The following is a 24,343-nucleotide window of genomic DNA, read 5'->3' as shown; positions in this document are numbered from 1 at the left end:
ACCGCGCCAACGCCTCAGGGCGTCACAATGTTGAACCAGAACTCGAAGTTATCCAGGTACGACACCAGTTCCTCCAGCTTGCCCTGTGTGCCATCGATCTTGATATCCCCCTTGTCCAGTGCATCTTTGAGCGAGGTTTCCTGCAGTACGATTTTGTTCAGGGTGTCGCGTGTCAGCGTCACCGTGGCATCGGCATCCTTGGCCTGCATGTCTTCAGTGTGGTTGAGCACACCGTTGACCATCTCCAGGGCGTATTTTTTCTTCAGGTCAGTGAAGTCGAAGTTCAGGACGATGCGCTTGCCTTCGGCTTTCGGGCCTTCCAGGCGCATGGCAAGGAAGTCGAAGAACAGGTCAAGGTCCATGGCGCGCACGGTGTCGGGGCTGGCGGTATTTGGCGTCGGCAACTGCTTCACGCCTTCACGCAATTCCTTGGCGCCGGTGAGGTAGAAGTTGCGCCATGGTCCGCTTTCGGCCTGATAGCCCAGTTGTTCCAGGGCATCGGCCTGCAGGTTTTTCGCCGCCTGGTTGTCCGGGTTGGCAAACACCACGTGGTTGACCACTTCAGCGACCCAGCGGAATTCGCCTTTGTCGTAATACTCCTTGGCTTTCTTCAGCACCGCCTCTTCGCCGCCCATCATCTCGACGTAATGCTTGCCGCCTTCCACGGGTGGCAACTCGTTCAAGGTGGCCGGGTTGCCGATGAACCAGCCCAGGTGCAGCACGTAGGTGGCCTTGACGTTGTGGTTCAACGAACCGTAATAGCCGCGGTTGGAGAAGCGCGTGGCGATCTCTTTCGGCAGTTTGATCTGCTCGGCGATTTCCACCATGGTGTAGCCCTTGTTGGCCAGGCGCAGGGTTTCATCGTTGATGTAGCGATACATGTCGCGTTGTGAGGAGAGCTGGTCGCGCACCTCTTTGTTACCCCAGACCGGCCAGTGGTGCATGGCGTACATCACCTGGACATCGTCGCCCCACATTTTCAGGGCTTCGTTGAGGTACTTGGACCATGGCAGTGGTTCGCGGATCTTGGCACCGCGCAACGAGTAGGTGTTGTGCAGGGTGTGGGTCGAGTCTTCGGCGGTGTTGAGGGCCTTTTTTTCCTTGATGTAGTAGAGCATCTCGGCGGGCGCTTCACTGCCAGGCGCATACAGGAACTGATAAGTCAGGCCGTCGATAACCCGGGTTTCGCCGGTCTTCTCGATAATGTCGGTCGGCGGAATCAGCGTCACGGTGCCGGCAGAGGTGGTGCTGCCCAGGCCTGCGCCCAACTGGCCGGTCGGCGATGGCGGCAACAGGTTGCCGTACATGTAGCTGGCTCGGCGGCTCATGGCGGTGCCGGCCATGACGTTTTCGGCCACTGCGTGTTCAAGGAAACCCAGTGGCGCATAAATCTTGACCTTGCCGGCCTTGACGTCGTCTTCGTTGACGACACCGCGTACACCACCGTAGTGGTCAACGTGGCTGTGGGTATAGATCACCGCCACCACTGGCTTTTTCGGCCGGTGTTGGTAGTAGAGGTCCAACGCGGCTTTGGCCGTTTCACTGGAAATCAGCGGGTCGAAGATGGTGATGCCGTCTTTGCCCTCGACGATGGTCATGTTCGACAGGTCGTAATTGCGAACCTGGTAAATGCCGTCAGTGACTTCAAACAAGCCCGAGATGTTGATCAGTTGCGACTGACGCCAGAGGCTGGGGTTGGTGGTGTCCGGCGCCGTCTCGCCTTCTTTGATGAAGTTGTACTTGGCCGGGTCCCAGATCACATTGCCCGAGGGGCCTTTGATGACTTCACTGGGCAGAGGGGCAATAAAGCCTTTGTGAGCCAGTTCGAAGGAGGTCTTGTCGGTGAACGGCAGCTCCTTGAGCAACGCGTCGTTGGCTTGCTTGGTCGCTGCTGACGCAGGCTTGGCCTGCTCTGTGGCGGCCACTGCTGCGGTTGCCAAGTTCAGGGACAATGCCAATGAACACATAGCCGCGGTAACTTTCAATGTTGTTTTGCAGGCTGGGTATTGCGCCTTAGACTGCTGGGTCAGTTCCATCGTCAAGCTCCATTGATTTTAAAGGTGCTCTACCGACTGCGGTGACTGCTAGCTGAAGTAAAGGTAGTACGACTTATTCAGGAGTCGAGAATTTCTCCCCGATTGCTGCTGATTGCTATCAGGGAAGCACTGACACTAGAATGCTAATACTTCCTATTTGCAAGAGTAGTCCCCGTAATGTCGAGCCGCGAGCCTTCCCTGCAGGCCCAGGTGGGTGACCTGTACAGTGAGCAGCACCGCTGGCTGAAAGGGTGGTTGAGAAGCCGCGTGGCCTGTCACCACCTGGCGGCGGACCTGGTGCAGGACGTATTCGTCAGAATCCTCGGCAGCCATGAGGCTGCACAAAAACTGGAATCGGTGCGCGAACCGCGGGGTTACCTGGCGACCATTGCCAGGCGCCTGATGATCGATCACTTCCGCCGTGCCCGCCTGGAGCGCGCCTGGTTGCAGGTGTTGAGCGAGCAGCCAGAAGCGGTGGACATCTCCGCCGAAGCGCGCATCGTCCTGCTCGACACGCTGTGCGAACTGGATGCGATGCTTGCCAGCCTCGGCGACAACGTGCGCCAGGCGTTCCTGCTCTCGCAACTGGACGGTATGACCTACAAGGCGATAGCCCAGACCCTCGGGATCTCGGTGGTCACGGTCAACCGCTACATCGGCAAAGCGATGCAGCATTGCATCCTGTATTCGCTGCGGCACGGTGAGTGAGCGTGGCGTCCCTTTCCCCTGAACAACTGGCGTCCATCGAGCAAGCGGCGCACTGGTACAGCCGCCTGAACGACGAAGACGTTACCAGCGCCGAGCGTGAAGCCTGGCAACGCTGGCTGCATGCCGCCCCCTTGCATGCCTGGGCCTGGGAGCGGGCCGAGCAGTTGATGCAGCAGTGGCGACAACTGCCGGGGCCTATGGCATCGCATACCCTGGCGCAGGCCCGGCAAGCCCGAACACACAACCGTCGCAGCGTGCTCAAGGGCCTGACCCTGTTGATCGGTGCGGGCAGCCTGAGTGTCGGCGGTTATCAGCAGGTGGTTAACGGGCCGTGGTTTGCGGATTTTCGCAGCGCCATTGGCGAGCGCCTGCCGGTGAGTCTTGCAGATGGCTCGCAATTGCTGCTCAACACCGACAGTGCCGTGGATGTGCGCTACGACGGCATGCACTGTGCGATCACCTTGCGTCAGGGCGAGATCATGGTCAGCCCGGCGCCCGGCGTACAGTTGAGCGTGCAGACGCGCCACGGTCTGATCAGTACGGCGGCCAGCCGATTTACCGTGCGCGATGCCGGTGAAACCACCCGTGTGATGACACTGGAGCGGCAGGTGCGCATCAGCCCTGCACAGGGCGCGGCAGAGGAGGTCGGGCAAGGGATGAGTTGCCTGTTCGATGAGCGCGGTGTCCGTGTAACCCGCGCGCTGGACTATGCCGCCAGCGCCTGGACGCGAGGTTTGCTGATTGCCAACGACCAGCCGCTTGGCGAGTTTCTGGAGCAACTGGGGCGCTACAACCGTGGCTGGCTACGCTGCGACCCGGCGGTAGCCGCCTTACGGATCAGTGGCACCTTCGAGCTGGATAACTTCGAGCAAATCCTGCGTGCCTTGGCCAGCAGCCTGCCGGTGCGGATTGAACAGCGCACGCGGTTCTGGATCACGGTGAGCCCCGCCTGACACGGCTCCGGCTTCTACCAGTGGGAGCGGGCTTGCCCCGCGATTGGGTTTTGCATGCTAAATCGCTTCGCGGGGCAAGCCCGCTCCTACCGCTGCAAGGGCGGAATTGTTGAGGGCGGGCAAAATATTTTTCTGCGAATGATATTAATTGGCTCTCTCGTTCGACTCTATGGCAGTGGCCTGATTTGCGGGCCTGGAAATAATGAGAGAGCTCTTTTCATGCACGGTTCGCGTTCGTTTGCAGCACGCTGGTCAACCCCCTTACGGCATAACCTTGGTCGCGCCTTGATCTGTTCGGCGGTATTGCTGCCGGTATTGACCGCCCAGGCTCAGAGCGATGGTCAACACGCCTATCAACTGGATCAAGGTGACCTGGGCACGGTGCTGACCCGCTTTGCCGGTGAAGCGGGGATTGTGCTGTCGTTCGATGCCAACCTGACCCGCGGCCTGCGCAGTGCAGGGCTCAAAGGCACTTACGATGCCGACAGCGGATTGCGCCAATTGCTGGCCGGTACCGGCTTGCAGGCGTTGCGTGAAAGCGATGGGCGCTACACGCTGATCGCCGTCGGCACGACCGAGGGCATGCTGGAGCTGGATGCCACCCGCGTCAGCGGCCAGTCGTTGGGTATGACTACCGAAGGAACCGGTTCGTACACCGCCGGCGCGGTGTCGATCGGCAAGCTGCCACAGTCGATCAAAGACACCCCGCAAAGCGTCAGCGTCATTACCCGCCAGCGCATGGAAGACCAGCACCTGACCACCATGAATGACGTGCTGACCCAGACCACCGGGGTCACCGCCTATCAGGGCAGTATGACCAACTCGCGTTACCTGGCGCGTGGCTTCGAGATCACCAACTTCCGCCTCGACGGTGGTGCGCCAGTGGGCGTCAGTGCTTTCGCCTGGAAAGACCTGGACATGGCCATTTACGACCACGTTGAAATCCTGCGTGGTGCCGATGGCTTGTACTCGGGGAACGGCGAGCCGGGCGGCAGCGTCAACCTGGTGCGCAAGCGCCCGACCGCATTCAATCAGTTGCTGGTGACCCAATCGGTCGGCAGTTGGGACAATTACCGAACCGAGCTGGATGTCAGCGGCCCGTTGGGCTTCGACGGCAGGCTGCGCGGCCGTAGCGTCATCGTCTACCAGGACCGCAACTCGTACATCGACAAGTTCGATGCGGATCGACAGTTGTTTCACGGCGTGCTGGAAGCCGACCTGACCGACAGCACCACGTTCACAGTCGGCTACACCCATGACCGCCTCAACTCCTCCGACCAGGCCTACGGCCTGCCGCGCTTCAGCAACGGTGATGATCTGGACCTGCCGCGCAGTACCTTTCTGGCGGGTAACCACGACTTCAAGAACCGTCGTGGTGACAACTTCTATGCGCGGATCGAGGAGCGTCTGAACGACGACTGGACCGCCACCCTGGATGCCATCTACGCCAAGAACCAGCAAGACCGTGACTATTACAACTTCTACGGCGCCATCGACCCGTTGACTGGCACCGGTTCCACCGCCGTCTGGGCACGTCAGGACGAGGTCTACCGTGATCGCTCGGTCGACTTCTCGCTCAAGGGGGGCTTTGATCTGCTCGGCGGGCGTCACGATGCGGTGCTGGGTTACACCTGGCAGAACTCCAAACAGGACATCGTCAGTTATGCTTCGGGCGGCCGTGTTTCGGCGGGCGACATCTTTGTCTTCGACCCCGATGATTTCCCGTCACGCAAAGACAACGAGTTCCATAACGGCACCTTGCCGACCTATATCCGGCAGAACGGTTTCTATGGTTCTGTGCGTCTGCAATTGGCCGATCCGCTGCACCTGATCCTCGGCGGGCGCTACAACGATTACTACTATCGCTTCGATAACACCCGCTACAACGCCAGCGGTGCGCAGACGTCCACCAGCTCGACGGTGTACAGCGACGACAACGTGTTCACCCCGTTCGCGGCGCTGACCTACCGCCTGACGGACGAGTGGACCGCCTACACCAGCGTTGCCGAGATCTACAAATCCCAGGCCAGCAGCCTCAAGGGGCCGAATCCAGGCGCTTCGCCGCTGGACCCGATCGAAGGTCGCGTCTACGAGCTGGGTATCAAGGGTGAATTGTTCGACGGCCGCCTGAACACCACCACCGCGCTGTATTACACCCGCCGTGAAGGCGAGGCAGTACGTGACACCCGCTATCCGCCATCAATGGCCGGGCAGGGTGCTTCGTGCTGTTGGCTGGATGATGGCAAGGTCACCAGTAAAGGCGTCGAGTTCGAAGCCAGCGGGCAGATCACCGAGCGTCTGGAAGGGACGTTCGGCTACACCTACAACCATAACGTCGCGAGCAACACCGGCTCGACCACCACCACGACCCTGAGCCTGACGCCCAAGCACCTGGGCAAGGCCTTCCTGACCTACCGCCTGCCGGGTGCCTTTGAAAACCTGCGGGTCGGTGCCGGTGTCACGGCGCAGAGCGCCAGCTATGTGTCGGAGGGGGACATTGACTTTTCCCAGCCCGGTTACGCGGTGTACAACGCGTTTGCCGAGTACCGTTTGAACCCGCACTGGAGCGTGGCCCTCAATGGCAACAACCTGGCGGATAAAAAGTATTACTCGACGATTGGCACCGCCGAGTACGCCAACTTCTATGGTGACCCACGCAACATGGTCCTGTCGCTGCGCGGCACCTACTGAACCTAAGGCGTAGCACTATCCTGCGTGCTGAGGCGGGGTACCGCTGAGGGTGCGGTCCACCAGGCGGATGTTGTTGCGTCCGCCCCGTTTGGAGGCATACAGCGCTGCATCGCCTTGTTCGATCAACGCTGCCAGGCTGGCCGGTGGTTGGTCGAACAAGGTCGCGCCAATGCTCAAGGACACCGCTTCGGGGGTGGCGAAGGTGTGGGCGGCGGTGGTCTGGAACTGCTCACGCAGGGCACTGCCCAGGGCGACTGCGCGTTCGTGCGAAGTGTTGCTGAGCAGAATGATGAACTCGTCACCGCCCAGCCGGGCCGCAAGGGCGCCTTCGGGCAACTGCGCACGAATCATTTCGCTCAAGCTGATCAGCAGGCGGTCGCCGGCCAGGTGGCCGTGCAGGTCGTTGACCCCTTTGAAATTGTCGATGTCGATCAGCAACAAAGCCCCTGGTCGGGCGCTGGAGACGTCTTTGAACAAGTTCGGCGCCCGCACTTCCAGGGCGCGGCGGTTGTACAGCGCCGTCAACGGGTCGCGCGCGGCCAGCCGGGCGATGCGCGCCTCGCGGCGGTGGCGCTCGGTGCCGGTCATCGACAGGGCGATGAGCATGATCGCGATGGTGCCTTCCACCAGGGAAATCTGAATGATCTCACCTTGCAGCGCCGCCAGATCGATCAGCGTGCCCGGCACCACCGCCGTCAGGCCTTTGATCAGGTAGAACAGACCATGGGCCAACAGCACGAAACGCAGTTGCACCGCCCCCACGCTCAGCGATTTGCCGTGTGGCGCCAGCAGCCAGCTGGCCCTGAGGGTAAGCACCGCCACTAACAGCGAGTTGGCCATGAACATTACCTTCGACCACCACGGTGCGCCGGGCAGCAGCAACAAGGTAAGCCAGGCAATGAATACCAGGTACCAGGCGGGTGACAACCGCGTCTGGGTAAAGCGCGCAACGCCCATCAGAAACAGCCAGTGGGCGATGACCAGCAAGCCGTTGGCGAACCAGATACCAATCAGCAGAAAACCACCCATGCGCAGCAGGGCGAGCGTCGAGCCGACGCTGATGGTTGCAAAGCCTGCGCTCCAGAACAGCAGCGAATTTTCACGAATGCTGCACCACTCGATTGCCAGGTAAAGCGCGGCAGCGGCGGCCAAGGCAACTGACAGTGCCAACATCGTGGGAGGGTCTAACGCCATAGCCGGTGTGACTCAAGAAATAGGCGTTTGATTGTAATCGTTTGATGCAATTTTTTCCGCGATCAGCAGCAGCGATTGTGGCCCAGGGCTTTGTGGATGCTGGGGTTCTTGCAGGGCGCTGAGGGTAAAGCCGGCCATGTCCAGGGCATTGAGCCAGCTGGACAAGGTGCGAAAGTACCACGGCATCGGCTGCCAGTGCCCTTTGAGCCCGGTGAAGTGCTCTTCACGCCAGCCGTCTTGATAGTTGCCCGCCGCCATCGCCCACGGGTGCAGCGTTTGAATTACCAGTGCGCCGCCTGGCGCGAGCAGGGCGTTCAGGGCACTGAGCAGGGGGATGATGTCTTGTTGCAGCAAGGCGAAGTTGGCGCAGATCAGCGGGTAGTCGCGACCGACGTCGACCGTTTCCTCTACCAGTGCGTCGTAGCTGGCCAGATGCACCTGCGCGCTGCCTGCAGCCCGCGCCGCGTCAACCAGGCGCGCCTCGCCATCGACGCCGACCGCCTCGATGCCGCGCTCGCTCAGCGCCCGCAACAGCCAGCCTTCACCGCAGCCGAGGTCGAGCACGCGCGCGGGCTGGCGGCTTAGTACCGCGAGCAGGATGGCTTGATCGGTGACCTGCAGGCGGCTGTCGATGGCGCCTTCGCGCACGGCGTCGATCCAGTGCTCGGCATTGTGCTGCCAGCTCTGCACGAGTGAGGTTTCGGGAGTAGGCATGGGGCCATCCGCAGTTGAAGGTTGAACAGAAAGGATAGGCCAACCCCACTTCGGTGGGAGCGAGGCTTACCCCGCGATCTGGCGCGAAGCGCCAGCACATTCAGCCGACTCGCTAGGTCAACTGTCCTGAGTTCAGGTGTTTTTTACGCTTGCTGCGCAACCGATCGCGGGGCAAGCCTCGCTCCCACCGAGGGTCGCAGCGCCGCGCAAAAGCACAAGACATCCAGGCGAAAAGCCGGATAATGGCGGCCAAATTGTTTTGCTGCTTACGATGGTAATTCCGCATGGAAATCAAGGTTAATTTTCTCGACAACCTCCGGCTTGAAGCCAAGTTCGATGACTTCACGGTGGTCGCCGATCAACCTATCCGCTACAAGGGCGATGGCTCGGCACCCGGGCCGTTCGACTACTTTCTGGCGTCTTCGGCGCTGTGCGCGGCTTACTTCGTCAAGCTGTATTGCCAAACCCGTGATATCCCCACCGACAACATCCGGTTGTCGCAAAACAACATTGTCGACCCGGAGAACCGCTACAAGCAGATCTTCAAGATCCAGGTCGAGTTGCCGGCCGATATCAGCGTCAAGGATCGCCAGGGCATTTTGCGCTCCATCGAGCGCTGCACCGTGAAAAAAGTGGTGCAAACCGGGCCTGAGTTCGTGATCGAAGAAGTCGACAACCTGGAGGCCAACGCCCAGGCACTGCTGATGCTCGACACCGCCTCTGACCAGCGCACCTACATTGCCGGCAAGGACCTGCCGCTGGAGCAGACCATCGCCAACATGTCGGCGATCATGGCCGATCTGGGGATGAAGATTGAAATCGCTTCGTGGCGCAATATCGTTCCTAACGTCTGGTCGCTGCATATCCGCGATGCGCAATCGCCGATGTGCTTTACCAACGGCAAGGGTTCCAGCAAGGAAAGTGCCTTGGCCTCGGCGCTGGGTGAATTCATCGAGCGGCTGAACTGCAACTTCTTCTACAACGACCAGTTCTGGGGCGAAGACATCGCCAATGCGCCGTTCGTGCATTACCCGGAAGAACGCTGGTTCAAGCCGGGCCGCAAAGACGAACTGCCCGCCGAAATCCTCGACGCCTACTGCCTGAAGATCTACAACGCCGATGGCGAACTGCGCGGCTCGCATCTGTACGACACCAACTCCGGCAACGAAGCGCGCGGTATCGTTTCGCTGCCGTTTGTGCGTCAGTCCGACGGTGAGGTGGTGTATTTCCCCTCCAACCTGATTGAAAACCTCTACCTCAGCAATGGCATGAGCGCCGGCAACACCCTGGCCGAGGCACAGGTGCAATGCTTGTCGGAGATCTTCGAACGCGCGGTCAAACGCGAAATCCTCGAAGGCGAATTTGCCCTGCCGGATGTACCGCAGGAAGTGCTGGCGAAATACCCCGCAATACTTGCCGGGATCCAGGGCCTGGAAGAGCAGGGCTTCCCGGTGCTGGTCAAAGATGCCTCGTTGGGCGGTGAATTCCCGGTTATGTGCGTGACCTTGATGAACCCCCGCACCGGCGGCGTGTTTGCCTCGTTCGGTGCACACCCAAGCTTTGAAGTGGCACTGGAGCGCAGCCTCACCGAGTTGCTGCAGGGCCGCAGTTTCGAAGGCCTGAACGACTTGCCGCAACCGACCTTCGCCGGTTACGCGGTGACCGAGCCGAACAACTTTGTCGAGCACTTCATCGACTCCAGCGGCGTGGTGTCGTGGCGCTTCTTCAGTGCCACAGCCGATTTCGAATTCGTCGAGTGGGACTTCTCCGGCCAGGGTGAAGACTCCAACGTCGAAGAGGCGGCGACCCTGTTCGGCATTCTCGAAAACATGGGCAAAGAAGCCTATATGGCGGTGTACGAGCACCTCGGCGCCACCGCTTGCCGCATCCTGGTACCGGGCTATTCGGAAATCTACCCAATCGAAGACCTGATCTGGGACAACACCAACAAAGCGCTGTTCTTCCGTGAAGACATTCTCAACCTGCACCGCCTGAACGATACTGACCTGCGTGCGCTGGTCGAGCGCCTTGAGGAAAGCGAACTGGATGACTACACCGACATCAAGACGCTGATCGGCATCGAATTTGACGACAACACCGCCTGGGGTCAGTTGACGATTCTGGAGCTGAAACTGCTGATCTACCTCGCCCTGCAGCAATTCGAAGAGGCGAAAGACCGGGTGGAAACCTTCCTGCAGTTCAACGACAACACTGTTGATCGCGGTTTGTTCTACCAGGCCTTGAACGTGGTGCTGGAGGTGGAAATCGACGACGACATGGTCATGGAAGACTACGAAGTCAACTTCCGCCGGATGTTTGGCAACGAGCGCATGGATGCTGCCTTGGGTTCGCTAGACGGCAGCGTGCGCTTCTATGGCCTGACGCCGACCAGCATGAAGCTCGAAGGGCTCGATCGGCACCTGCGGTTGATCGACAGCTATAAAAAGCTGCACCAGGCGCGGGCAAAGGTGGCGGGCCTGTAGGCGCGGGCTTGCCCCGCGAAGCGATGTGCCTGATACACCGCTATCGCGGGGCAAGCCTCGCTCCCACCGGGGTGACGCCAGAAGCTGCACCAGACGCGGGCCTGTAGGCGCGGGCTTGCCCCGCGAAGCGATGCGCTTGATACACCGCTATCGCGGGGCAAGCCTCGCTCCCACCGGAGTGACGCCAGAAGCTGCACCAGACGCGGGCCTGTAGGCGCGGGCTTGCCCCGCGAAGCGATGTGCCTGATACACCGCTATCGCGGGGCAAGCCTCGCTCCCACCGGGGTGACGCCAGAAGCTGCACCAGGCGCGGGCCTGTAGGAGCGGGCTTGCCCCGCGAAGCGATGCGCCAGATACACCGCTATCGCGGGGCAAGCCTCGCTCCCACCGGAGTGACGCCAGAAGCTGCACCAGACGCGGGCCTGTAGGAGCGGGCTTGCCCCGCGAAGCGATGTGCCTGATACACCGCTATCGCGGGGTGACGCCAGAAGCTGCACCAGGCGCGGGCCTGTAGGAGCGGGCTTGCCTCGCGAAGCGATTCGCCTGATACACCGCTATCGCGGGGCAAGCCTCGCTCCCACCGGGGTGACGCCAGAAGCTGCACCAGACGCGGGCCTGTAGGAGCGGGCTTGCCCCGCGAAGCGATGTGCCTGATAAACCGCTATCGCGGGGCAAGCCTCGCTCCCACCGGGGGAGACGCCAGGGGCTCAACCGAACAAATAATCAACTCCCCGGCCCCCAACGCTTGGGGCTCTGCTACTGTGAAAGTGCTCCTGTTGGATTTCAAGCGGCAGCAGACCGCTTGTTCCCGATGGGTTAGAGCCAAGTCTCCCGCCTAGGTTAGGCGAAGAGCCACCCTCACGCTTCGGGCAAGGGGGTTACGTTCATGTTCCTTACGCTGCAGCATCCGTTTACCGATCTGCGCTGGCTGCTGGGTCCGGAAACCGGGCGGCTGGAGCGCCCGTTCTGGCCGTTGGCCAATCCGCGAAGCGATTTTGTTCGCTCCTCTGGCCGCGTCACCCATCGCAACCGTGGCGGCCTCAGGGAGTGGGCGGGTGAGCAAGTGTTCAGTGATGCCTCTCGCGCGTTGTTGTTTCCTGATCATTTGCGCGACCTGAGCCTGGGCGGCGCCAGGTACTACGCGAAAATCCATCATGCCTTGCGCCGTTATTATTCCAACGGTCAATTTGCGCGGCTGGAGGTGGGGCTTCGATTCAATGTATGGGGTTACCCTTCAGAAGCCAACGCCGACGTGGATAAAGTCTCGCTGCTGCACAGCATTCTCGAACTGCCCATTCGGGCTTGTGGCAAAGCACCTACAGCGAAAACCCTCGGTCTGGTGCATGCCGGTGATCTGCTGGCTGAGCACTTTCTTTTCGCATCGACTACGCGTGGTGTGGAAACTCAGCCCTGGTGGTTCAGCGCCGGCTCGCCTGCCATCGTTTTGGATTACTGCCGTGGTTGGGGGCTGCAGCAGCTTCCGTTGCCGCCTCACACCCGTGAGGTGCTCGATTTACCTAATGTGGGTATCAGGCTTTCTCATGCCTGGCTGAAGATCAAACACCAGCTGTGCAGCACCTGGATCATCAGCAGGGGAAGGGAGCATGGCGACGAAGTCAGAAAACTACGTATGCATTTGACCCGCCTGCATACAGAACGCGAATGCCTGAATACCGTTTTATTTCAAGCAAAAGACACCGGGAAACTCGAATGGGTCGGCAATGTTGAACGGACAGAGGCGCTGCAGCGTTACTTGAATGATGCGCTCCGGGTTACGGAACGCTCGGAGCGCTTCGGCTTTGATCAGTCAGCCATGATCGACGTTGCACAACGGGCCCACGAGATTGCCTCTGAAGACCTGAGCCTGCACGAAGTACGCCGACAGGTTGCTGAGAAAATAGTCAGCCACCTTCGCCGCGAACAGAAGGCACATACCCAGATCATTGCACTGGAGGGCAGCAAAGTGACAACTACGATTTTCAACGGCCCGGTCAACACTGGCGGTGGTGATATCAATGTCATTACTGCCGAGACGATCAACAACAGCTTCAACAAAGTTCAAGCGTCGCAGGCGTCATCCGATCTCAAGGAGGCATTGAAGGAAGCGATTACTCAAGTTGTTGAACTTGCCAAGAAGCTTCCACAAGAACAGGCGCAGACTGTACTCAAAGACCTTGACGCCTTCACTGGCGAAGCAACCTCAGCCAAACCGCGCAAAGCATGGTATGAGCTGTCTGCCAAGGGCATTCTGGATGCAGCGAAAACCGTTGCAGCGTTGGCCGGCCCTGTAACAACGGCGGTAACCGCCGTGCTTGCCTTGTTGGCTGGGTAAGCACACCGCACATTGGCGCTGACGATTAGCGTGCACTAACGTTCACTCCAGCGTACCGACCACGCGGAGCACAGCGAACACATGCCGGATCCTCGCCCCGACCCGACACTGCGCCTGGAATATCGTGCCGAGCGCCCGATTTTCCAGGCTTTTCTGCAACAGGCTACGCGCACACCTGACGCCACGGCGATCAATGCTCAGGGTGCTAGGTGCAGCTATCGGCAACTGGAGCAGATCAGCCGGGGGATCGCAGCCCACCTGCTAGCCAGAGGCGCTCACAGTGCCGACCGGGTGGTGATTGTGGCGAGCCGTTGTGCAGGCCTGGTGTATGCCATGCTCGGCGCTTCGCGAGCCGGTCTGATTTTTACCATTGCCGACGCCGCATACCCACCCGCACGTATCACGCAGATCATTCGCACGCTTGAGCCCAACTGCGTGATGCTGTGCGGTGAGGCTCAGGTTGATCTCAAGGGCGCGCCTGCGTTCATCAGGGTGCCGGAATGCCCTGATGAGTCACTGCAGCAGTTTTCCGGTGAGCACCCGCAATTGCCCGAGGTGGATCCGGCGCAGCCGGCCTACATTACCTTCACCTCCGGCAGCACTGGTGAACCCAAGGGCATCGTCACTCACCACGCACCGCTGGTTCACTTCATCGACTGGCATGTGCAGCGTCATGGATTCACCCGCGATGACCGCTTTTCGCTGCTGTCGGGGCTGGGCCATGATCCGGTGTACCGGGATGTGTTCACGCCGTTGTCGATCGGCGCGAAGATCGTCTGCCCGACGCAATCGACCTTGATCAACCCGGCGACCCTGGCGGACTGGATTCACAGCCATGAGGTGTCGGTCATGCACCTCACGCCACCGTTGGGCAAGCTCATCGAAACCGGCGCGAGGATGAACGCGCAGGTGTTCAAGCACCTGCGCTACCTGTTCTGGGGCGGTGACGCATTGAACCCTTTGCTGTACGAACAGATAGGCGCGATTGCGCCTTTCGCAGCACAGGTGAATTTCTACGGGACGACGGAAACGCCACAAGCCATGGCGTTCCATGATATCGAGCCACTCGCCGCCACGGCCAGCATTCCCCTGGGTCAAGGCATTGAGGGGGCGCAACTGCTGGTAGTGAACGAGGCCAATCAGTTGGTTGGCGAAGGTGAAGTCGGGGAAATCCTGATCCGCAGTCCCTATCTGTCGTTGGGCTATTGGGGCGACAACGCGCTGACCGGGGAAAAGTTCGTGGTCAACCCGTTTACCGGTGCTGAGGGTGATATCTGTTACCGCACGGGTGACCTTGGCACCTACTTGCCGCAGGGTAGTGTCAGCTTTCTGGGGCGCGCCGACAGCCAGGTGAAGATTCGCGGCCACCGCATTGAATTGGCGGAGATTGAAGGCGTAATCGCCCGGCAAGCGCAGATCAAACAATGCGTGGTGCTGGCCAACCAGGACCATGCCATGGTCAGGTTGGTGGCCTACTGCGTTGCTTCAGCGCCGGTATCGGCTGCGCAGTTGCGCGAAACGCTGGCAGACCAGCTCCCGGACTATATGGTGCCAGCACAGTTCGTGTTGCTCGACGCCATCCCCCTCACGCCCAACGGCAAGATCGACAAGCGAGCGTTGTCGATGGCGTTCGACAACACAGTGAAACCTGCCAACAGCGACAACCAGGCGTTGTCTCCGGTGGCGCAAAAACTCAGCGACGCCTGGGCGCGGATTCTGCAGGTGCCGCGTGTCGATGCCAACCTGACGTTCGTGGAACTGGGCGGCGATTCGCTGTCGTTCGTCCAGGCTTCGATGGTGCTGGAGGAATTGATCGGCCAGTTGCCGGAGCGTTGGGAAATGATCCCTGTTCGGGCGTTGGCCGAGTTGGCCAGTTCGTCCACGCCAGGCACTGCATCGAGGTGGGCATTTCGGGCCTTGGAGCTGCCAGTGTGCCTGCGGGTGATTGCGATCATCCTGATCGTCATCGGCCACTTCAGTGTGTTTTCCAACTGGATGGTGGTCGGCGAAACCTCGCTGTTGTTCCTGATTTCCGGCATCAGCCTGGCACGCTTTCAGTTCAAGGCCATCGACGAACGCGGTGACGCGCGCCTGTTAATGAAGTCTGTCGCCAGCATCGCAGTGCCGACCATTCTCTACAACGCGCTGACCCAGATAGTCTTCGACACCCTGCACTGGCAATCGCTGTTGCTGATCTCTAACTGGTTTGCCCCGAGCCTGGTTGGTCATTTCAACGCCTGGTATGTCGAAGTGCTGGTGCAGATGATTGTGATCATCGGGCTTGTGGTATCGGTTGAGCGTGTCCGCAGGGTGATCATGGCCGATCCGTTCCGGCGTCTGGTGCTGGCGTCGTGTGCCTTGGTGGTGCTGGATATTCTGCTCAACCGCTTGGTCTTCGACGCCACCCACTTGTACAACCGGGTGCCGCAACACTTTTTGGCGGTCACTGTACTCGGCATGGCCATTCATTTTGCCCAGTCCACCGCGCAAAAATGGGTTGCCAGCGCGGTGGCGGTGCTGGTGATCGGTCAGCTGGATTACGTTGCGCTCGCAGGCTACCAGTTGCAAGCGGTGACAGTACCGCACTTGATCGACATTGCCTTGCCGGCGGTGCTGGCGGTGATCTGGTTCAAGTCGGTGCGCCTTCCCGGCCCTGTCGCGCGGGCGGGGGCAGTGGTGGCCTCTGCGACGCTGTACATCTACCTCACGCATTTCCAGTTTCAGTCCATTGCTCGGCGATTGTTCGATCACCCTGCGTTCTCGGTGCTGCTCGCCATCGTCGGTGGCGTTGTGGTGAGCTACTGCTGGAACACAGTGGTTCGCATTGCGCTGGCACGGTGGAACAGGGCAGGGAAGCGGCACCCGTCCGATGCGCTGGAGCGTGTTGCCTGACCCGGCAGTGGTCGAATTGGAGTTGAAAAGCACAGCGATGCCCGACAGAATCGCGCCCCGATCTGGCCAACGGTGCCGGACGCTTGCAGTGAAAAGGGGCGGTTGTTGAACGAACACACATTGTCCATGCGCCTTGAGCGTGTGGCGGCGCAGGTGCCTGTTGGTGCGCGGCTGGCCGATATCGGCTCGGATCACGGTTATTTGCCGGTGGCGTTGCTGCGCCGTGGTGTCATCAGCGCGGCGCTCGCTGGCGAGGTCGCTGTGACGCCGTACCATGCGGCTCAGCGCACTGTGCGCGACAACGGCCTGGAACAGCAGATCAGCGTGCGCCTGGCCGACGGCCTGGTAGCGATCGAGCCACAAGACGGGATCACGGCGATCAGCCTCTGCGGCATGGGCGGCGAGACCATCCGCGACATTCTCGAGCGGGGCAAGGCGCGTCTGAGCGGCCAGGAACTCTTGATCCTGCAGCCCAACGGCGGCGAGCAGCCACTGCGGCAATGGTTGATGGACAACGGCTACCGCATCCTTGTTGAGGACGTGCTGCGGGAAAACCGTTTTGACTACGAGATCATCGTCGCCGCGCGCGCGGAACCGGTGCAGTACACCGCGCAGCAACTGTTCTTCGGCCCGCTGCACCTGCAGGTTCGCAGCCCAGCGTTCCTGGGTAAATGGCAGCGCAGGCTGCGCCAGCATCAGCGCACTCTGGCCGGTCTTGCCCGAGCGCGCCAGACAATACCTGAGCACAAGGTGCAGGAACTGACCCAGCAGGCCCGTTGGATCAGCGCGCTGCTGGAGCAGGGCCAGGCGCTGTAACCGTATCAGAGGGCCCAATTGCGTTGGCCATCGCACATCCGCTATAGTTGAGAACGATTATCATAAGTATCAATTGTGGGTGTGCATGGACAGCGAGCGGGCATTTGAACGGGAGGTAGAGCAGCTCTACGTTGCCCACCATGGCTGGCTCAAAGGCTGGCTGCGCAAGCGTCTGGGGGAGCAGGGCGATGCTGAAGACCTGGCACACGACACCTTCGTGCGGGTCATGCGTTCACGTAGCGCCATTGCTGATTTGCGTCAACCGCTGGCTTACCTTGCCACCATCGCCAACAGCCTGTTGATCAACCGCTGGCGGCGTCAGGCCGTGGAACGCGCCTACCTGCAGGCCCTGGCGGCACGACCTGAAGCGCTGGCACCGTCAGAGGAAGAGCGCCTGTTGCTGATCGAAGCACTGGTGGAAGTCGACGAGCTCCTGCACGGCTTGCCATCCCGGGTGCGAGAGATTTTTCTGTTGTCGCAGCTCGATGGTCTGACCTATCCGCAAATCGCCGTGGCGTTGGGCCTGAGTGTCAATCAGGTACAAAAGGCCATGGGCAAAGCCTTTGCCGCCTGCTACGCCAGCCGGTTCGAGTAAACTCATGCAGCGTGACACCCCAGCCATCAGCGCCGAGATCCGCGATCAAGCCATCGCCTGGTTCACCCTGGCCCAGTCGGGCTGCATGACTGATGGCGAGGCGCGTCAGCTACTGGCCTGGCGTGAAGCCGACAGTGAGCATGAACGTGCCTGGCAGCGGCTGGGCAGCATTACTCAACGCCTGCAGCGGCACAGCACTGCCTTGAGCGAGCCGCTGGGGCGGCAACTTGCCGGGCAGGGCCACTACCACGATGCCGACCGGCGTCGGGCGCTGAAGGTGTTGGTTGGTTTCGGCCTGCTCGGTGGCCTGGCCTGGCAGGGGCGTGATACTCAGCTATTGCAGGGGGCCCTTGCCGATTACCGTACCGGCACTGGCGAGCGCCGTCAGCACCGCTTGCCTGATGGCTCTCAGGTGTGGCTCAACACCGCCACGGCGATCGATTTGAACTTTAACGCCAGCACGCGGCAGTTGCGTTTGCGCTACGGCGAAATCGAAATTCTTACCGCCGATGATGGGTCAGGCCGACCGTTCCAGGTCATCAGCGAAGATGCTTGGTTGCAGCCTTTGGGTACACGTTTTTGTGTGCGTCGTGACAGCCAGGGGCGCAGCACATTGCTGGCGGTGTCCCAGGGACGTGTCGCTGCCACTCCTCGCAGTGGTGGTGAGCGCCGGGTGATCGATGCAGGATGGCAAGCACGCATCGACGCCAGGGGGGTGACGCCACCTCTGGCGCTGCAAGCGGGTAGCGGCGCCTGGGTCGAGGGCTTCCTGGTGGCTGAGCGCATGCGCCTAGCCGATTTTCTTGCCGAGCTGGAGCGTTATCGCCCCGGTGTGCTGCGTTGTGCTGAAGCGGTCGCGGATATCCGTTTAAGCGGCTCCTACCCACTGGCCGATACCAACCGCGTGCTGGCAATGCTCGAAGACAGCTTGCCGGTGCGGGTGCGCCGCACCACCGGTTACTGGGTGACGGTGGGCCCGCGCTGAGCGGCCGGGTACACCATGCTTTGAGCCTCAGTGGGAGCGGGCTTGCTGTAGGAGCGGGCTTGCCCCGCGATGCGATGTGTCTGATACACCGCAATCGCGGGGCAAGCCCGCTCCCACCGAAGGCAAGCTTCACGGTCAAAAAAAGCAAAAAGAGCGGCAGGTTTTCCGTGCTCGCTTGGCCTAGGGAGAAATCCCTGTCTGCTTGTGCGGACGCCTTTTGAGAAATGGACCCATCGCCCATGATGCCTCACCCTCTTGCCCGCGCCTTGCGTCAGTCACTCGGCGCCACACTGGTCTGCTGTTCGGCGTTCAGCCTACTGACCGTGACGCCGGTACAAGCCGCTTCAAGTACCCTGCGCACGCAGGCATTCGCTATCCCCGCAGGTCCACTCGATCAAGTGCTTGGCGAATTTGGCCGCCGTGCCGGGATTCCGATTTCAGTCAATGCAGGCCTCACCGCAGGCAAACGCAGCGCCGGGCTCAATGGCGAATACAGCATCGAGGAAGGCTTCGCGCGGATCCTGGCTGGTACTCGTCTTGGTATGCGTCGTCTGGATAACGGCGGTTATGGCCTGGTTGCATTGCCAGCGTCAGATGCGGCGCTGGAAATCGAGGCCACCCAGGTGTCGAGCAACACCTTGGGCGCTACGACCGAACACACGGGCTCGTATACCACCGGCAGCATGAGTGTAGGCACCAAGCTGGCCACGTCGCTGCGCGAGACGCCACAGTCAGTCACGGTCGTCAGTCGTCAACGCATGGAAGATCAGAACCTGCAAAAGATCGAAGACATCGCCACGTACACGCCTGGGCTGACCTTGCGCAAGACCGGTGGCGAGCGCCCGGAGTTCTATTCGCGCGGTACGGCCATCGACAACATCATGATCGACGGCCTGCCGGTCGCCTACGACAGCGACACCCTGGGCACGTCCACCCTGGCCATGTTCGATCGCGTGGAGGTGGTACGTGGCGCTTCGGGTTTGATGGTCGGAGCGGGCAATCCTTCGGGCACCTTCAATCTGGTGCGCAAGCGCCCGACGCTGGCGCCGCAACTGACCCTTACCGGCAGCGCAGGGCGCTGGGATGACTACCGCGGCGAGGTGGATGTCAGCGGCAAGCTCAATGCCAGTGGCAGCCTGCGTGGCCGCTTTGTCGGTGCCTACCAGGACCGCAACAGTTTCGTTGATGCCTACGGCAATCAGCGTCAGCTGTTCTACGGCATTGGTGAGTACGACCTGAATGAAGCGACCACGCTCACCTTTGGTGCCTGGTACAACCGCGAAGACAACCCGGGCGCCGACTGGAACGGCCTGCCCACGCATCCGGACGGCAGCTTTTTCGATTACTCGCGCTCCTCCCGCAGTGCCCCTGACTGGACCTACTGGGACAAGAAGAACAGCAGCGCCTTCGTAGAAGTTGAACACCGCTTCGACAACGACTGGAAACTGCGCACCAACGCGACCTGGCTACGTGGCGACATGGACATGCTCGGCGGTAGCGTTTACACCGATTCGACCAACGCCTATCACCTGAACATTGGTGCCTACACCTACCAGCACACCCAGAAAAGTGTCGATACCTTTGCCACGGGCCCCTTCAGCCTGTTTGGCGCCACCCACGAGCTGGTGGTTGGCGCCAGCTGGCGACGCGACGATACCGATGATGGCCCAGGCGGTCCGGGTATCAACTCGGACGTGATTATCGACCCGCAACATTTCGACCCCGACGCGTACGCCAAACCGGCGATCGACTACAACTGGTCGCGTGATGGCCGCGAACAACAGTCGAGTACGTACGCGACGGTACGCTTCAATGTGCGCGACGACCTGCACCTGATTCTCGGCTCGCGGCTGGACTGGTACGAGTACTACCAAACCACCAACTCCGGCGGCTATCGCTTTGGCGACGACTACAAAGCGACCCGTGAATACACCCCCTATGCCGGGGTAGTCTATGACCTTGACGACACCTACTCGGTGTATGCCAGCTGGACCCGCATCTTCAAACCCCAGGCCGCTGAGAGCACCAGTGGCAGCCTGCTGGAACCGGTCACTGGCACCAACTACGAGACGGGTATCAAAGGCGAGTACTTCGGTGGCGCGCTCAACACCAGCCTGGCGCTGTTTCAGTTGGTTCAGGAAAACCTCGCCAAGTCCTTGCCCTCGGCGCTGTGCGCGCCAGGCGTCCCGGAGTGCTACGAGGCCAGCGGCGAAGTGCGTACCCGCGGGGTAGATGTGGAACTGGGCGGCGAGTTGGCGCCGGGTTGGCAGATGTCGGCGGGCTACACCTATGCGGCGGCCGAATACACCAAGAGCAAAAGCGAAACGCAGCAACGCGGAGATCGCTACGACAGCGATACCCCGTATAACCTGTTCAAGGTGTTCACCACTTACCGCCTGCCCGGTGAGCTTGAGCGTTGGACGGTCGGCGGCGGCTTTCGCAGCCAAAGCAGTGCGTACACCGGCTTTGGCGTAAAACAGGGCGGTTACAGTGTCAGTGACGCGATGCTGGCGTACAAGCCGAGCAGCGAGTGGCAGTTCCAGGCGAACCTGAACAACGTCTTTGACAAGCGCTACTACCAGAACATCAGCAACAGTTGGGGCGCCAACAGCTTTGGCGAACCACGCAACCTGATGTTTACCGTGCGCTACAGCCCGGCGCTCTGAGGTAGTTGCGGGCAGCGGCGGGAGGCTGCCGTTGCCCGCCTTGAGCCCTTAACTCAACTGCGCAATCAACACCGCATTGGTATAGATCAGGCTGTGATCCGTGGCCCGGTGGCCCACCAGATGGAATTGACCACGCTGGTCTTCGTCCAGGTACACACGCAACTTGCAATCGGCCAAAGGGCCGTACCCCTCCGGCAGCACCAGGTTCAGCGTAGCCATATCGACGTCCACCATGGCCTCAGGAGCGCGGCTGGCCTGCAGGCTTTCCTCAGCCTGCTCCAAACGCCTGTGGGTGGCACCTTGAATGTCAAAGTGAATATCGCCTACCGGGGTCGAGCGTCTGTCGCCGTCGCTTTTGCACCAACCTTCGATCGTCAGGGTACTCATGGTTAAACCTCATGGCGTTGGGGTTTTCGATGACCACTGAACCTGTTGACCTTGGGGTGGGTTGAATCGTTCCGGCTGCGTCGGCAATTGTGGCTTCACTATTTCAGTGTGAAGTCGCAAGCTCTCACCTGACAAACGCCAGGTGAGAGAGGTATGCGTTGGACGTGAACGCTAACGAACGTTGCTTGTGTTCACCACGAGCCTCCGAAGCTGGAGTGCTTAGTTAAATAATAGCCTTGACCATTCGCACCCACTGTTGCAGTGAATTTTTTGAATCTTCTGTTGCCCTTTCTTCCCTAGCCAATTGCGTCTTTCTTGACTTTGATATGAAACCTCATCTATGACGTCACCATCAATAGTCATTGCCTTCATTTTCATGCCTGTTGAAAGGGCGGTATAATTGTAGGCGCAAACGGAAATTTCTTTTTCGAATATAAGGGTGCAGGGTACTATCGTCTGCAACTCATTTCTATCTAGGCCTTTGTTGTAAGTGATTTTCATGTTCTCGCACTCGACGGTTAACCCGGCGAGTTTAAAGGGCGATTGAACATCGCCTGGCTCATAGTTATGAAAGTTAACATCGTAGAATCTTCCGCTGCTGCCATCAGCCTGTAAAACTTTCAGCTCTAACAGCCTCGATGAGGTTACGATTCCGTTGCGATACACTGTGTATAACACATCGATTTCTCGACCGGCGCTATTTGAAATAATTTGGATAGGGACATTGAATATAGGCGTTTTTCCGCTAGTAACATAAGCGGCTTCGGATATCCAGGTGTCTGAGTCGTTGGATCCAAGCCAATGTAATGTGACTGCGTCAAGATCTTGGTGTTCATAATCAACAGTGACGGTTGCACCTAGCGAGGGGTTAAGTTCATTGTTTTCATCTGCTTCTATTACGGTTGGTGCCTTGTAGGCAGCGAGTATTTCGTTTTCTCGAATTTCGGAAATCGCGGCATTGAGGGCGCGAAGTTGTTCTTTCAACTCTATCAGGGAAGAAGGGCTGATCATGAAGTAATCTCCTGCGCCAGCTGGCGGGAAAGGGTCTAGGCATATCTCAACGTACACCGCATCAAACAAATAGGAGTCCCTCGATTCATGAGAAGCCCCCACGCCCAGCCACAGCGTTGTGCGCTGGTGATACCGACGCTGCTATTTCAACGCGGGTTCGCGGCAGTGTCACCTGACAAAAATGCCAGGTGGCTGAGAGAGGGCGTTCCGGAATCAACAGCAACGACGTCACCAAGACGATCTATGACGCCCGCAAAAAGTCCGCTAGATTACTCACCGCCACCCTGGGCGATCAGTCCATGATCCAGCACCCTGAAACGGACACTAGCGACCCATGCCCGTCGACCTTCAAGCACTCTATCCAAAGTTGATCCATTTGATGCTGGACACGGTTTTTGTGGTCGACCGCGACAACCAGATTGTCTTTGTCAGTGACGCCTGCGAAGCCCTGTTGGGCTACCGTGCCAATGAACTGGTTGGCACCCTGATCACTGACTACATGCACCCCGACGACCTGGCCGCGACGCGGGCTTCGATTGTTCGGGTGATGAATGGCCAGTCCCACGTCGACTTTCGCAACCGTTATATCCGTAAGGATGGCAGCGTCGTTTCCATTCTGTGGGCGGCGTTTTGGTCGCAGGAGGTGGAGGCGCGGATTGGTGTCGCACGCAATGTGACGGCATTGGCCAAGGCAGAAGAAGAGCTGCGTTTTCTCGCCCATCACGATCCGCTGACTAAATTGACCAACCGCTCATTGTTCAACGATCGGCTGGAGTCCGCCGTGCACGCCGCGCACCGCCACCAGAACTCACTGGCGCTGCTGTTTATCGACATCAATGATTTCAAAGGCATCAATGATGCCCACGGCCATGCAGCAGGTGATCGGGTGTTGTGTGAGATTGCACGGCGCCTGGAGCGCTGTGTGCGCGAAACCGATACCGTGGCACGCATGGGCGGTGACGAGTTCACGGTGTTGCTGACCGACATCCATTCGCCAAGCGCTGTGTTCGACAAGGTGGAGCAGATTCTAGCGGTCATGGCCGCGCCGCTTGGCGCGGAATTCGACGGCATCGTCATGCCGTCCTGCAGCATCGGTGTAGCGTGTTATCCGGCAGACGGCGAAGATGCCGATACACTGCTCAGCCATGCCGACGGTGAGATGTACCGGATCAAGAATCGACGTCGTGCAATGCGTTGAGGCACCTACAGTGTTGTTTCAGAAGTGATTAGTACCCAAAAAGGATTTCGGATGACGTTAAGCAAACTCGCTATTGCTGCTTTTTCCTGGGCCATGCTCAATGGCGCTTACGCAAGTGCAGACAAGGACAGGGTACGGGTTGAGGCGCGCTGGTACACCGAGGCCTATGTAAAAGAGCACCTCAAAACCAGTGATCCCAAGTTGCTGCGCTCAGCATTTCACCCCAGCGCTACCTTTCTTTACGCTGGCGATGCCTCTGGATTCAAGCCACAAAGTGCCAATCTGTTGAGCGAGCCCCTGCCGACGCGTAAGGGCGACTTTGTGCGCTTGCCGCTCGAACAGCCAGGCGCGAGCCTGGCCGAGGCGTTAGACAAACAGTGTGTGGAGCACATTGCGATGGGCCTGCGGTCACTGAGGCAGGGCGCGCGTCAGAGGGCCGTTCGGCAACTGGTCAAAGATGTTGTCGTCGACGGGATTCAATCGGGAGAGCTGGCCTCCGCACCCCAAGACCTGGACCGCAGCGCCGGCCGGAAGATTGTGTTGTTCCCGCCAAAGGGCGAGAAAAAGCTGCTTTGCAATATCTATAAAACCCACCGAAGTGGCCATGAGGTCTACGACATTTCAGTGGTGCTGGTTGCATCGGCTGCGTACGCAGTACCGGGTAGGTAAGGGCGTTCAAGCA

17 protein-coding genes are annotated in these 24,343 nt (G+C 59.8%); 12 read left to right on the top strand and 5 right to left on the bottom strand.

Annotation, left to right across the window (positions count from 1 at the left end; translation table 11 throughout):
• Nucleotides 1–14 precede the first annotated feature (14 nt).
• The gene (locus E1573_RS07690) at nucleotides 15–1,952 is read right to left on the bottom strand and encodes an alkyl/aryl-sulfatase (RefSeq protein ID WP_305955353.1); all 1,938 of its coding nucleotides are present in this window, start codon (nucleotides 1,950–1,952) and stop codon (nucleotides 15–17) included.
• A gap of 261 nt (nucleotides 1,953–2,213) precedes the next feature.
• Here E1573_RS07690 and E1573_RS07685 point away from each other — a divergent pair, with 261 nt between their 5' ends.
• The 3 genes from E1573_RS07685 to E1573_RS07675 all read left to right on the top strand — a co-directional run bounded on the left by E1573_RS07685 (nucleotide 2,214) and on the right by E1573_RS07675 (nucleotide 6,388).
• On the top strand, nucleotides 2,214–2,744 hold the full coding sequence (locus E1573_RS07685) for a sigma-70 family RNA polymerase sigma factor (protein ID WP_133212241.1): 531 nt from the start codon (nucleotides 2,214–2,216) through the stop codon (nucleotides 2,742–2,744).
• Between the two features lie 2 nt (nucleotides 2,745–2,746).
• The gene (locus E1573_RS07680; RefSeq protein WP_165957304.1) at nucleotides 2,747–3,697 is read left to right on the top strand and encodes a FecR domain-containing protein; all 951 of its coding nucleotides are present in this window, start codon (nucleotides 2,747–2,749) and stop codon (nucleotides 3,695–3,697) included.
• 219 nt (nucleotides 3,698–3,916) lie between these two features.
• Complete coding sequence (locus tag E1573_RS07675; protein WP_165957303.1) at nucleotides 3,917–6,388, top strand: TonB-dependent receptor; 2,472 nt, start codon at nucleotides 3,917–3,919, stop codon at nucleotides 6,386–6,388.
• 15 nt (nucleotides 6,389–6,403) lie between these two features.
• On the opposite strand, the gene E1573_RS07670 is transcribed toward E1573_RS07675, so the two are convergent.
• Entirely contained in the window at nucleotides 6,404–7,582 is a 1,179-nt protein-coding gene (locus tag E1573_RS07670; protein WP_133212235.1) for a GGDEF domain-containing protein, read from the bottom strand.
• A gap of 12 nt (nucleotides 7,583–7,594) precedes the next feature.
• On the bottom strand, nucleotides 7,595–8,296 hold the full coding sequence (locus tag E1573_RS07665) for a bifunctional 2-polyprenyl-6-hydroxyphenol methylase/3-demethylubiquinol 3-O-methyltransferase UbiG (RefSeq protein WP_133212233.1): 702 nt from the start codon (nucleotides 8,294–8,296) through the stop codon (nucleotides 7,595–7,597).
• A gap of 284 nt (nucleotides 8,297–8,580) precedes the next feature.
• On the opposite strand from E1573_RS07665, the gene E1573_RS07660 reads away from it, so the two are divergent.
• The 7 genes from E1573_RS07660 (at nucleotide 8,581) to E1573_RS07630 (ending at nucleotide 21,065) form a co-directional block, all read left to right on the top strand.
• Nucleotides 8,581–10,779 (top strand): OsmC domain/YcaO domain-containing protein, encoded by a 2,199-nt coding sequence (locus E1573_RS07660; RefSeq protein ID WP_133212231.1) that lies wholly within the window; start codon nucleotides 8,581–8,583, stop codon nucleotides 10,777–10,779.
• Between the two features lie 886 nt (nucleotides 10,780–11,665).
• A complete protein-coding gene (locus E1573_RS07655) occupies nucleotides 11,666–13,111 on the top strand; it encodes a hypothetical protein (protein ID WP_133212229.1) in 1,446 nt (481 codons plus the stop codon).
• 81 nt (nucleotides 13,112–13,192) lie between these two features.
• A complete protein-coding gene (locus tag E1573_RS07650; protein ID WP_133212227.1) occupies nucleotides 13,193–16,003 on the top strand; it encodes an amino acid adenylation domain-containing protein in 2,811 nt (936 codons plus the stop codon).
• 105 nt (nucleotides 16,004–16,108) lie between these two features.
• Nucleotides 16,109–16,819, top strand: coding sequence for a tRNA (adenine(22)-N(1))-methyltransferase TrmK (locus E1573_RS07645; protein ID WP_305955351.1), 711 nt, complete (start codon nucleotides 16,109–16,111; stop codon nucleotides 16,817–16,819).
• 85 nt (nucleotides 16,820–16,904) lie between these two features.
• Nucleotides 16,905–17,414 (top strand): sigma-70 family RNA polymerase sigma factor, encoded by a 510-nt coding sequence (locus tag E1573_RS07640; protein ID WP_133212225.1) that lies wholly within the window; start codon nucleotides 16,905–16,907, stop codon nucleotides 17,412–17,414.
• 4 nt (nucleotides 17,415–17,418) lie between these two features.
• Complete coding sequence (locus tag E1573_RS07635; RefSeq protein WP_133212223.1) at nucleotides 17,419–18,399, top strand: FecR domain-containing protein; 981 nt, start codon at nucleotides 17,419–17,421, stop codon at nucleotides 18,397–18,399.
• 239 nt (nucleotides 18,400–18,638) lie between these two features.
• Complete coding sequence (locus tag E1573_RS07630; RefSeq protein ID WP_256659491.1) at nucleotides 18,639–21,065, top strand: TonB-dependent receptor; 2,427 nt, start codon at nucleotides 18,639–18,641, stop codon at nucleotides 21,063–21,065.
• 48 nt (nucleotides 21,066–21,113) lie between these two features.
• On the opposite strand, the gene E1573_RS07625 is transcribed toward E1573_RS07630, so the two are convergent.
• Together E1573_RS07625 and E1573_RS07620 are read right to left on the bottom strand one after the other, a co-directional pair.
• Nucleotides 21,114–21,452 (bottom strand): hypothetical protein, encoded by a 339-nt coding sequence (locus E1573_RS07625; protein WP_133212219.1) that lies wholly within the window; start codon nucleotides 21,450–21,452, stop codon nucleotides 21,114–21,116.
• Between the two features lie 219 nt (nucleotides 21,453–21,671).
• Complete coding sequence (locus E1573_RS07620; RefSeq protein ID WP_133212217.1) at nucleotides 21,672–22,463, bottom strand: hypothetical protein; 792 nt, start codon at nucleotides 22,461–22,463, stop codon at nucleotides 21,672–21,674.
• 334 nt (nucleotides 22,464–22,797) lie between these two features.
• Here E1573_RS07620 and E1573_RS27110 point away from each other — a divergent pair, with 334 nt between their 5' ends.
• Both E1573_RS27110 and E1573_RS07610 read left to right on the top strand, forming a co-directional pair.
• Nucleotides 22,798–23,661 (top strand): sensor domain-containing diguanylate cyclase, encoded by an 864-nt coding sequence (locus E1573_RS27110; protein WP_133212215.1) that lies wholly within the window; start codon nucleotides 22,798–22,800, stop codon nucleotides 23,659–23,661.
• A gap of 51 nt (nucleotides 23,662–23,712) precedes the next feature.
• Nucleotides 23,713–24,330 (top strand): hypothetical protein, encoded by a 618-nt coding sequence (locus tag E1573_RS07610; RefSeq protein WP_133212213.1) that lies wholly within the window; start codon nucleotides 23,713–23,715, stop codon nucleotides 24,328–24,330.
• The last annotated feature ends 13 nt before the right edge of the window (nucleotides 24,331–24,343 follow it).

The sequence above is a fragment of the Pseudomonas sp. H9 genome (assembly GCF_004353925.1).
GTDB lineage: Bacteria > Pseudomonadota > Gammaproteobacteria > Pseudomonadales > Pseudomonadaceae > Aquipseudomonas.
The sequence above is the reverse complement of the archived record's forward strand: the minus strand, read 5'-3'. Positions and strand labels throughout refer to the sequence as shown.

Coding starts and splice junctions, on each gene's coding strand:
- E1573_RS07685 (WP_133212241.1), top strand. CDS start 2,214: ATGTCGAGCCGCGAGCCTTCCCTGCAGGCCCAGGTGGGTGACCTGTAC.
- E1573_RS07675 (WP_165957303.1), top strand. CDS start 3,917: ATGCACGGTTCGCGTTCGTTTGCAGCACGCTGGTCAACCCCCTTACGG.
- E1573_RS07670 (WP_133212235.1), bottom strand. CDS start 7,582: ATGGCGTTAGACCCTCCCACGATGTTGGCACTGTCAGTTGCCTTGGCC.
- E1573_RS07665 (WP_133212233.1), bottom strand. CDS start 8,296: ATGCCTACTCCCGAAACCTCACTCGTGCAGAGCTGGCAGCACAATGCC.
- E1573_RS07660 (WP_133212231.1), top strand. CDS start 8,581: ATGGAAATCAAGGTTAATTTTCTCGACAACCTCCGGCTTGAAGCCAAG.
- E1573_RS07655 (WP_133212229.1), top strand. CDS start 11,666: ATGTTCCTTACGCTGCAGCATCCGTTTACCGATCTGCGCTGGCTGCTG.
- E1573_RS07650 (WP_133212227.1), top strand. CDS start 13,193: ATGCCGGATCCTCGCCCCGACCCGACACTGCGCCTGGAATATCGTGCC.
- E1573_RS07640 (WP_133212225.1), top strand. CDS start 16,905: ATGGACAGCGAGCGGGCATTTGAACGGGAGGTAGAGCAGCTCTACGTT.
- E1573_RS07635 (WP_133212223.1), top strand. CDS start 17,419: ATGCAGCGTGACACCCCAGCCATCAGCGCCGAGATCCGCGATCAAGCC.
- E1573_RS07630 (WP_256659491.1), top strand. CDS start 18,639: ATGATGCCTCACCCTCTTGCCCGCGCCTTGCGTCAGTCACTCGGCGCC.
- E1573_RS07625 (WP_133212219.1), bottom strand. CDS start 21,452: ATGAGTACCCTGACGATCGAAGGTTGGTGCAAAAGCGACGGCGACAGA.
- E1573_RS07620 (WP_133212217.1), bottom strand. CDS start 22,463: ATGATCAGCCCTTCTTCCCTGATAGAGTTGAAAGAACAACTTCGCGCC.
- E1573_RS27110 (WP_133212215.1), top strand. CDS start 22,798: ATGCCCGTCGACCTTCAAGCACTCTATCCAAAGTTGATCCATTTGATG.
- E1573_RS07610 (WP_133212213.1), top strand. CDS start 23,713: ATGACGTTAAGCAAACTCGCTATTGCTGCTTTTTCCTGGGCCATGCTC.